The organism is Rhodococcus sp. DK176, assembly GCF_038447315.2.
Taxonomy (GTDB): Bacteria; Actinomycetota; Actinomycetes; order Mycobacteriales; family Mycobacteriaceae; genus Rhodococcus_F; species Rhodococcus_F jostii_A.
Genome location: NZ_CP118321.2, coordinates 5,488,916 through 5,495,685, shown reverse-complemented (window position 1 = coordinate 5,495,685; position 6,770 = coordinate 5,488,916). Strand labels below are relative to the sequence as shown.

The following is a 6,770-nucleotide window of genomic DNA, read 5'->3' as shown; positions in this document are numbered from 1 at the left end:
GAACTCGACCTCGCCCCGCCCAACCAGGACGGACGCACTCTTTCGAGTATCCGCCCGCGAGGCGCGCCGGGTCCAGGGCACTGCGGGCCCAATGCCGCCGATGGATACTGGGCCCCATGACCGAGCGCGTCGACACACCCGGCATCGATCCCGCGGACTTCCGCGTCCACGTCGTGGCGCAGGCCATCCGGCTGTTCTCCGAGAACGGGTACGAGGCGACGACCGTCGAGCAGATCGCGTCCGCGGCGGGCGTGTCCCGGCGGACGTTCTTCCGCCAGTTCCGCTCCAAGGAGGACGTGATCTTCGCCGATCACGAATCACTGTTGCAGCAGGCAGGCGATTATCTGTCCACGGATTCCGATGACCCGTGGGCCGCGGTCTGCAGGACGGCCGGCCTGGTCTTCGACAGGTTCCGCGAGAACCGGGAGCTGTCGGCTCGCCGGTACCAGGTGGTGCAGCGGGTGCCCGCCCTGCGCGACCGGGAGATCGTCACCGGCTTCCGCTACGAGCGGTTGTTCGTCGACTACCTGCGCGGTGTCGTACCCACCGAGCCGGTCCTGAAGGTCATCGGATTCGCGGCCGCTGTCACCGCGTGCCACAACTTCCTGCTCCGGAACATGATCAAGGGCGATCCCGACGCCACCGCCGAGGAACTCGAGCGGGCCCTCCTCGACGTGCGCCGGACGTTCGGCGTCGCTCCGGGGGCATCGACGCAGGAACAGGACGCCGTGCTGGTGGTGTCGTACCCGCCGGGAACGCCGGTGGACGAGATCACCGGGCGTATCCAGGCCCAGCTGTCCCGGCGCCGGGGCTGAGGCGGCCGGGTGACGACAACCACCCTTGACTGGCACTCAGTGCCGTGGTTGACTGCACTGTAGTGGCAGTAGTTTGCCGACCACGAACATTGCGGCCCACCTGAACGACAACAACCCTGGCACGGAGTGCCTATTCAGACTCGGTGCCGTCGAGACTCAGCAAGGAGCGCCCCATGGCCGGAAATCCGGACTTCGATCTGTTCAAGCTCGGTGAAGAGCACGACGAACTGCGGTCCGCGATCCGCGCGCTCTCCGAGAAGGAGATCGCCCCCTACGCGAAGCAGGTCGACGAGGACGCACGCTTCCCCGAAGAGGCCCGCGTCGCCCTCGTGAACTCCGGGTTCAACGCCATCCACGTCCCCGAGGAATACGACGGCCAGGGCGCCGACTCCGTCGCCACCTGCATCGTCATCGAAGAGGTCGCCCGCGTCTGCGGCTCCTCCTCCCTGATCCCCGCCGTCAACAAGCTCGGCACCATGGGCCTCATCCTCAACGGGTCCGAAGAACTCAAGCAGCAGGTCCTGCCGCAGCTCGCGTCCGGCGAGGCCATGGCGTCCTACGCGCTGTCCGAGCGTGAGGCCGGTTCCGACGCCGCCAGTATGCGCACCCGCGCCAAGGCCGACGGCGACGACTGGATCCTCAACGGCTCCAAGTGCTGGATCACCAACGGTGGCAAGTCCAGCTGGTACACCGTCATGGCCGTCACCGACGCCGACAAGGGCGCCAACGGCATCTCCGCGTTCATGGTCCACGAGAACGACGAGGGCTTCGTCGTCGGACCGAAGGAGAAGAAGCTCGGCATCAAGGGTTCGCCCACCGCGGAGCTCTACTTCGAGAACTGCAAGATCCCCGGCGACCGCATCATCGGCGAGCCCGGCACCGGTTTCAAGACGGCGCTGCAGACCCTCGACCACACCCGTCCCACCATCGGCGCGCAGGCAGTCGGCCTCGCGCAGGGCGCCCTCGACGCCGCCCTCGCCTACACCAAGGACCGCAAGCAGTTCGGCAAGTCGATCAGCGACTTCCAGGCCGTGCAGTTCATGCTCGCCGACATGGCGATGAAGGTCGAGGCCGCACGCCTCATGGTTTACACCTCCGCGGCCCGCGCCGAGCGCGGCGAGAAGAACCTCGGATTCATCTCCGCGGCCGCCAAGTGCTTCGCCTCCGACGTCGCGATGGAGGTCACCACCGACGCCGTCCAGCTGTTCGGTGGCGCCGGCTACACCACCGACTTCCCTGTCGAGCGGATGATGCGTGATGCGAAGATCACTCAGATCTACGAAGGCACGAACCAGATCCAGCGCGTCGTGATGTCGCGTGCACTGTTGAAGTAGGCGGCTACGCCGCCCGTGCGTGGTTAGCGAGTCTCTGGACTCGCTAACCACGCACGGCTACGTGAGGAGAATTTGTGGAACTAGTAGGCGTGATCGGCGGCGGCACCATGGGTGCCGGCATCGCCGAGGTATGTATCAAGGCCGGCAGCTCGGTTCTCATCCTCGAGACCAAGCCGGAATTCGCCGAGGCCGCGCAGGCCCGGATCGAGAAGTCCCTGGCTCGCGGGGTCAAGGCGGGCAAGCTCGACCAGGACGCCGCGGATGCCGCGCTCGCCCGCGTGCGGGTCACCCTCGACATCGAGGAGTTCGCGGACCGCGACCTCGTGATCGAGGCGGCACCGGAGATCGAGTCGCTCAAGGTCGACATCTTCCAGAAGCTCGACAAGATCGTGAAGCCGTCGGGCATCCTGGCGTCCAACACGTCGTCCATCCCGCTGATCAAGATGGCCAACGCCACGCAGCGTCCCGGGCAGGTTGTGGGCGTCCACTTCTTCAACCCGGTGCCGGTGATGCCGCTGGTGGAGATCGTGGTCAGCCTGGTCACGTCGGAGGAGACCGTCCTCGCGGTCACCGACTACGCGAAGAACACGCTGCGCAAGAAGACGGTGCGGGCCGGTGACCGCGCGGGCTTCATCGTGAACGCGCTGCTCATCCCGTACCTCACCTCGGCGGTCCGGATGCTCGAGTCGGGCTACGCCACCGCCGAGGACATCGACGAGGCCATGAAGGGCGGCTGCGGCTACCCGATGGGCCCGCTGACGCTCATCGACACCGTCGGTCTCGACATCACCCTCGCCGCGGCGGAGTCGCTGTACGCGGAGTTCGCCGAGCCGCACTACGCTCCCCCGACGTTGCTCAAGCGCAAGGTCGACGCCGGACAGCTCGGCAAGAAGAGCGGCAAGGGCTTCTACGACTACAGCTGATCACGCCCGTCCGGAAGCCCGTCGCGTCGTCGCGGCGGGCTTTCGCCGTTCTTGACCGCAAATCCCATGTAGGAGATGGCCGTGCTCCGGATCTGCCCGAAGTCGAGCCGGCGACTCAACTCCCCGTAGCTGAGCCGTGTTCCGCCTGCCCGGGCGAGGTCGAGGAGCCGGAGAGGATTCTTCGACCGAGGCCCGAGCCCGACGATCTCGCCGAGCCGCAGACCGTGCCGCTCCATGATCGGCGCCAGCTCGGCTGGACGGATACACATCGACCAGTCGTGGATGGGAGTGTCGAACATCCGGGTCATCCGCCACTCCTGCATGATCTTGATCGCGACGAGCTTGCTGGCGAATGTGCGGTTGATGGTGTCGAACAGGTACAGGCCGCCAGGTTTCAGCACACGGGACGTCTCGGCGATCACTCCGTCGAGATCCGACACGTGCTCGAGGACGTCGCAGCAGTAGGCGACGTCGAACGTGGCATCCGGCACCGGCAGGTGTTCCCCCGACCCGATGCGGTACTCGATGTCGAGTGCCGAGCCGGCCGCGTGACGCCGCGCGGTGTCGACCGATACCGGGGACGGATCGATGCCCGTCACCCGGAAACCGATGCGGGTGAACTCCTCCGCGAGGAACCCGCCGCCCGAACCGACGTCGAGGGCGCGGAGTCCGCGATGGTCACGACCGACCGTTTCGCCGAGCACCTTTCGGAAGTAGGCGAATCGTCCCGGCGTCAGACTTCCGTGCAGCAGGTTGAGTGGATTGTCTTCCTCCCACCACGACTCCCCCACCCGGTTGTAGACGTCGTTGTCGATGACCAAGCGGACCACCCCTTCTCTGCCGCGGGCACAGCACGACCTCCAGCCTTCTCCTGCGCGTCGGTCACTTCAAGGCCGGTGCCCTTACGCGATGCTCGGGGGATGACATTCAGTATCTCGCACGTGTGCCTGCTGCTGGGCGGGTTCGTCGCGGGAATTGCGTTGAGGTCCACCACGTCCAGTGAGTTCGCGTTCGTGGTCGACGGCGACCGCCTGGAAGCGTTGTATGTCGGTCCGGCCGCAGGCGCCTTCCTCGCCGCGATCGTCGCCGTCCTGGTGGCAACGCTGGTTCGTGTCCGCCGGATCCTGTCGACGCTGTCGTTCACCGGCCTGGCGCTGCTGGGTGTCGCTCCGGCGACGGGGCCGTGGGAGTCCGAGGTGTATCTCGGCGGAGTCGGTGCGGGCCTTCTGCTCGGCGGCATCGTCGGACTGTGCGCCACCGCCGACCGGGCGTGGTCGCAGACCGCACTCGCGGCGGGGGTTCTCACCGGACTCCTCCTCGCCGGACCGATCGACCATTTCCGGACGCCGGTTCCCCGGCGCTACGCGGACTACCTTCCGGAACCCTTGTTCGAGCCGGTGATGCTGACCGTCCTCGCGCTCACGGCCGTGGTTCTGGCCGTCACGCTCGCGTCCGGCGACTTCGGTGAGCGGACGCTCGCCGCGGTGAGCGGGCGCGCCCTCGTCGTCGGGATCGTTCTGCCGTTGATCGGGCTGGTGCTGTACTGGTGGTTCGTTCGTCGTGTCTGGGACGTGGGCGCTTACGGTGCGACGCAGGGCCGGTGGATGTTCGGACTCGTCCTCGTCGTGGTGGTGATCGCCGCCTCGCTGTGGCTGGAGGGCCGCACCGGGATCGTGTTGCTTGCCGCGATGGCCTTCGTCGCCGCGGGGGACATCGGCGTGGCGTTCCCGGACTCCTGGCCGTGGCTGCTGGTGCCCGCGGCGCTCGCGTTGACGGGTGCCGTGCTCGGCAGGCGCTTCCCGCAGCCGGTGTTCGGCATCGCGGCACTCGCAGTCGTGGCCGCGGCGGCGCTGTTCGAGCACCCGCCGTGGGACAACTTGCACGCCGGTGCGACGTGGCTCCTCCTTCCGCTCGCGGCGTCGTACACGGTCGCGTCGAGTCTGCCGTCGAGCGAATCGGTCACCGCGATGTCGCTGGCGGTGCCGGCCGCGCTGGCCGTCCCGCTGATCGCCGACTACGGGTGGACGGCGTACGCGCCGCTCGTCGGATCCGAGAGCACGCCGGGGCCGGACTCGTGGGCGTGGACATCGACCGGACTGTCGGTGGTTGCCGTGGTCGCGTGCGGACTCGCCGCCGCCTACCTCGGAAAACGCCCCACCTGAACTCATTGCACGATACATACGTTGTGCACCATGCATACGCTGTGTATGGTGCACAAATTGTGTTTCGCTGAGTTGAGGAGATTCGTGTGGACAGTCCGACGCCCGCCGTCCGACCGGGCGGCCTCGTCGCCGTGCTGGCCTTCACCGGCATCGTCGCCGCGCTCATGCAGACCCTCGTGGTGCCGCTGATCGGCGACCTTCCCCGACTGCTCGACACGACCGCCTCCAACGCGTCCTGGGTGATCACCGCGACGCTGCTCGCCGGCGCCGTGGCGACACCGGTCACCGGACGTCTCGGCGACCTGTACGGCAAGCGGCGGATGATGCTGATCTGCACGGTTCCGCTCGTCCTGGGCTCGGTGGTCTGTGCGGTCGCGACGTCCCTGGCCCCGATGGTGATCGGCCGAGGGCTGCAGGGCATTGGTGTGGGCATGATTCCGCTGGGAATCAGCGCACTGCGGGACCTGCTGCCGCCCGAGCGCCTGCACTCCTCCATCGCCTTGATGAGCTCGTCCATGGGCATCGGCGGCGCCCTCGGTCTGCCGCTCGCCGCAACGGTCGCGGAGAATGCGAGCTGGCGCGTGCTGTTCTGGGGCGCCGCCGGGCTCAGCGCGCTGATCGCCGTGCTGCTCTGGTTCTTCGTGCCTGCCACACCCGTCCACGGACCCAAGGCCCGCTTCGATCCCATCGGCGCAGTCGGACTGGGTGTCGGACTGGTGTCCCTGCTGCTGGCTGTGTCCAAGGGCGCCGACTGGGGCTGGGCGAGCAGCACCACCCTCGGTCTGTTCGCGACCACGGTCGTCGCGTTGACGGCCTGGGGCTGGTGGGAACTCCGCACTCCCGAACCGCTGGTCGACCTGCGGGTGATCGCCGGCCGTCAGGTGCTGCTGACCAACGCCGCGTCCGTCGTCGTCGGCTTCGCCATGTACGCCCAGTCCCTGATCGTTCCACAGCTCCTGCAGTTGCCGGCGTCTACGGGATACGGCCTGGGACAGTCGATGCTGGCCATGGGTCTGTGGATGGCCCCCTCGGGTCTGATGATGATGGCGGTCTCCCCCTTCGGCGCCAAGCTGTCATCCACCCGCGGGCCGAAGGTCACCCTGCTCGTCGGAAGCCTCGTCATCGCGCTCGGCTACGGATCGTCGATGTTCCTGATGGGGTCGACGTGGGGCCTGGTCGTGGTGACCTGTATCTGCGGCTCGGGCGTCGGTCTGGCCTACGGTGCGATGCCCGCCCTGGTGATGAGCGCCGTGCCGCAGTCCGCGACCGCCTCCGCCAACAGCGTCAATTCTCTGATGCGCTCGGTCGGTACCGCGGTGTCCGCTGCCGTCGTCGGTGTGGTTCTCGCCCAGATGAGCGTCCAGGTCGCCGGCCACACCCTGCCCACCGAGGGCGGCTTCCGAACCGGCCTGTTGATCGGTTGCGGTGTCGCACTGGTCGCCGCGGCCATCACGCTGGCCATCCCCACTCGCCGCGTCACCCCCGCAGCGCCGAACTCGATTACCCCCGAACCGCTCGCACCGTCGAAGGTGTAGC

Annotated in this window: 6 protein-coding genes; 5 read left to right on the top strand and 1 reads right to left on the bottom strand. The window is 67.6% G+C overall.

The window, feature by feature from the left end:
* Nucleotides 1-116: 116 nt before the first annotated feature.
* The 3 genes from PSR88_RS25970 (at nucleotide 117) to PSR88_RS25960 (ending at nucleotide 3,072) form a co-directional block, all read left to right on the top strand.
* Nucleotides 117-815 (top strand): TetR family transcriptional regulator, encoded by a 699-nt coding sequence (locus PSR88_RS25970; protein WP_009478134.1) that lies wholly within the window; start codon nucleotides 117-119, stop codon nucleotides 813-815.
* Nucleotides 816-988: 173 nt separating this feature from the next.
* A complete protein-coding gene (locus PSR88_RS25965) occupies nucleotides 989-2,149 on the top strand; it encodes an acyl-CoA dehydrogenase (protein WP_009478133.1) in 1,161 nt (386 codons plus the stop codon).
* A 74-nt stretch (nucleotides 2,150-2,223) separates the two neighbouring features.
* Nucleotides 2,224-3,072 carry a 3-hydroxybutyryl-CoA dehydrogenase gene (locus tag PSR88_RS25960; RefSeq protein WP_005561875.1) on the top strand — a complete coding sequence of 283 codons (849 nt, stop codon included), beginning with the start codon at nucleotides 2,224-2,226 and terminating at the stop codon, nucleotides 3,070-3,072.
* Here PSR88_RS25960 and ubiG read toward each other — a convergent pair.
* Nucleotides 3,063-3,902, bottom strand: a complete 840-nt coding sequence (gene ubiG / locus PSR88_RS25955; RefSeq protein WP_011597336.1) for a bifunctional 2-polyprenyl-6-hydroxyphenol methylase/3-demethylubiquinol 3-O-methyltransferase UbiG — start codon at nucleotides 3,900-3,902, stop codon at nucleotides 3,063-3,065. The genes PSR88_RS25960 and ubiG overlap by 10 nt on opposite strands.
* A 90-nt stretch (nucleotides 3,903-3,992) precedes the next feature.
* Between ubiG and PSR88_RS25950 the strand changes: the two genes are divergently transcribed.
* Entirely contained in the window at nucleotides 3,993-5,234 is a 1,242-nt protein-coding gene (locus PSR88_RS25950) for a membrane protein (RefSeq protein ID WP_016883842.1), read from the top strand.
* Nucleotides 5,235-5,320: 86 nt separating this feature from the next.
* Nucleotides 5,321-6,769, top strand: coding sequence for an MFS transporter (locus PSR88_RS25945; RefSeq protein ID WP_009478130.1), 1,449 nt, complete (start codon nucleotides 5,321-5,323; stop codon nucleotides 6,767-6,769).
* Nucleotide 6,770 lies beyond the last annotated feature (1 nt).

Excerpts from the sequence above, each read along its gene's own strand:
- PSR88_RS25950 (WP_016883842.1), top strand. The coding sequence starts at position 3,993 with ATGACATTCAGTATCTCGCACGTGTGCCTGCTGCTGGGCGGGTTCGTC.
- PSR88_RS25970 (WP_009478134.1), top strand. The coding sequence starts at position 117 with ATGACCGAGCGCGTCGACACACCCGGCATCGATCCCGCGGACTTCCGC.
- PSR88_RS25965 (WP_009478133.1), top strand. The coding sequence starts at position 989 with ATGGCCGGAAATCCGGACTTCGATCTGTTCAAGCTCGGTGAAGAGCAC.